1 rRNA gene is annotated in these 3,099 nt (G+C 52.2%); it reads left to right on the forward strand.

From position 1 onward, the window contains the following. Positions 1 to 205 precede the first annotated feature (205 nt). Positions 206 to 3,087 (forward strand): 23S ribosomal RNA (locus G3N62_RS35060). Positions 3,088 to 3,099 lie beyond the last annotated feature (12 nt).

Below are 3,099 nucleotides of genomic sequence, written 5' to 3' on the forward strand. Positions count from 1 at the left end.
TATCGGCTGTCGTTCTTTAACAATCTGGAAGAAGTAAGTAATTTGGATAGCGGAAGCGTCTTGAGATGGACGTGAAAACTATCCGGGTTGTGATTGTATCGATGTATCTCAAGATGATTCGAACTCTATGTTTGACTCAATTGGAATACGGCACAACGCGAGAACTCAACCTGTAGCGGCTGTCGATGAGACAGACTCGTTATAGGGTCAAGCGAACAAGTGCATGTGGTGGATGCCTTGGCGATCACAGGCGATGAAGGACGCGGTAGCCTGCGAAAAGCTACGGGGAGCTGGCAAACGAGCTTTGATCCGTAGATGTCCGAATGGGGAAACCCACTCCTTTTGGAGTATCCATGGCTGAATACATAGGCCATGCGAAGCGAACGCGGTGAACTGAAACATCTAAGTAACCGCAGGAAAAGAAATCAACCGAGATTCCCAAAGTAGTGGCGAGCGAAATGGGATGAGCCTTGCACTCTTTATTTGTATTGTTAGCCGAACGCTCTGGAAAGTGCGGCCATAGCAGGTGATAGCCCTGTAGGCGAAAACAGTATGAAAGAACTAGGTGTGCGACAAGTAGGGCGGGACACGTGAAATCCTGTCTGAAGATGGGGGGACCATCCTCCAAGGCTAAATACTCGTGATCGACCGATAGTGAACCAGTACCGTGAGGGAAAGGCGAAAAGAACCCCGGGAGGGGAGTGAAATAGATCCTGAAACCGCATGCATACAAACAGTCGGAGCCTCGTAAGGGGTGACGGCGTACCTTTTGTATAATGGGTCAGCGACTTACGTTCAGTAGCAAGCTTAACCGTATAGGGCAGGCGTAGCGAAAGCGAGTCCGAATAGGGCGTTCAGTTGCTGGGCGTAGACCCGAAACCAGGTGATCTATCCATGGCCAGGATGAAGGTGCGGTAACACGTACTGGAGGTCCGAACCCACTAACGTTGAAAAGTTAGGGGATGAGCTGTGGATAGGGGTGAAAGGCTAAACAAACCTGGAAATAGCTGGTTCTCTCCGAAAACTATTTAGGTAGTGCCTCGTGTCTCACCTTCGGGGGTAGAGCACTGTCATGGTTGGGGGGTCTATTGCAGATTACCCCGCCATAGCAAACTCCGAATACCGAAGAGTGCAATCACGGGAGACAGACATCGGGTGCTAACGTCCGGTGTCAAGAGGGAAACAACCCAGACCGCCAGCTAAGGTCCCCAAATATAGCTAAGTGGGAAACGAAGTGGGAAGGCTAAAACAGTCAGGAGGTTGGCTTAGAAGCAGCCACCCTTTAAAGAAAGCGTAATAGCTCACTGATCGAGTCGTCCTGCGCGGAAGATGTAACGGGGCTAAGCTATATACCGAAGCTGCGGATGCGTGCTTTGCACGCATGGTAGGAGAGCGTTCCGTAAGCCTGCGAAGGTGCGTTGAAAAGCGTGCTGGAGGTATCGGAAGTGCGAATGCTGACATGAGTAGCGATAAAGGGGGTGAAAGGCCCCCTCGCCGTAAGCCCAAGGTTTCCTACGCAACGTTCATCGGCGTAGGGTGAGTCGGCCCCTAAGGCGAGGCAGAAATGCGTAGCTGATGGGAAGCAGGTCAATATTCCTGCACCATTGTTAGATGCGATGGGGGGACGGATCGCGGAAGGTTGTCCGGGTGTTGGAAGTCCCGGTCGCTGCATTGGAGAAGGCACTTAGGCAAATCCGGGTGCGTAATTCAAGGGTGTGGCGCGAGCTCCTTAGGGAGCGAAGCAATTGGAAGTGGTTCCAAGAAAAGCCTCTAAGCTTCAGTCTAACGATGACCGTACCGCAAACCGACACAGGTGGGCGAGATGAGTATTCTAAGGCGCTTGAGAGAACTCGGGAGAAGGAACTCGGCAAATTGGTACCGTAACTTCGGGATAAGGTACGCCCTTGTAGCTTGACTGGCCTGCGCCAGGAGGGTGAAGGGGTTGCAATAAACTGGTGGCTGCGACTGTTTAATAAAAACACAGCACTCTGCAAACACGAAAGTGGACGTATAGGGTGTGACGCCTGCCCGGTGCCGGAAGATTAAATGATGGGGTGCAAGCTCTTGATTGAAGTCCCGGTAAACGGCGGCCGTAACTATAACGGTCCTAAGGTAGCGAAATTCCTTGTCGGGTAAGTTCCGACCTGCACGAATGGCGTAACGATGGCCACACTGTCTCCTCCCGAGACTCAGCGAAGTTGAAGTGTTTGTGATGATGCAATCTACCCGCGGCTAGACGGAAAGACCCCATGAACCTTTACTGTAGCTTTGCATTGGACTTTGAACCGATCTGTGTAGGATAGGTGGGAGGCTATGAAACCGGAACGCTAGTTTCGGTGGAGCCGTCCTTGAAATACCACCCTGGTTTGTTTGAGGTTCTAACCTTGGCCCGTGATCCGGGTCGGGGACAGTGCATGGTAGGCAGTTTGACTGGGGCGGTCTCCTCCCAAAGCGTAACGGAGGAGTACGAAGGTACGCTAGGTACGGTCGGAAATCGTGCTGATAGTGCAATGGCATAAGCGTGCTTAACTGCGAGACCGACAAGTCGAGCAGGTGCGAAAGCAGGTCATAGTGATCCGGTGGTTCTGTATGGAAGGGCCATCGCTCAACGGATAAAAGGTACTCTGGGGATAACAGGCTGATACCGCCCAAGAGTTCATATCGACGGCGGTGTTTGGCACCTCGATGTCGGCTCATCTCATCCTGGGGCTGTAGCCGGTCCCAAGGGTATGGCTGTTCGCCATTTAAAGAGGTACGTGAGCTGGGTTTAAAACGTCGTGAGACAGTTTGGTCCCTATCTGCCGTGGGCGTTGGATATTTGAAGGGGGCTGCTCCTAGTACGAGAGGACCGGAGTGGACGAACCTCTGGTGTACCGGTTGTCACGCCAGTGGCATCGCCGGGTAGCTATGTTCGGAAGAGATAACCGCTGAAAGCATCTAAGCGGGAAACTCGCCTTAAGATGAGATATCCCTGGGGACTAGATCCCCTTGAAGGGTCGTTCGAGACCAGGACGTTGATAGGTCAGGTGTGTAAGCGCAGTAATGCGTTCAGCTAACTGATACTAATTGCCCGTAAGGCTTGATCCTATAACAAGTCTG

The organism is Burkholderia sp. Tr-20355 (assembly GCF_017104685.1).
In the GTDB taxonomy this organism is placed as follows: domain Bacteria; phylum Pseudomonadota; class Gammaproteobacteria; order Burkholderiales; family Burkholderiaceae; genus Burkholderia; species Burkholderia seminalis.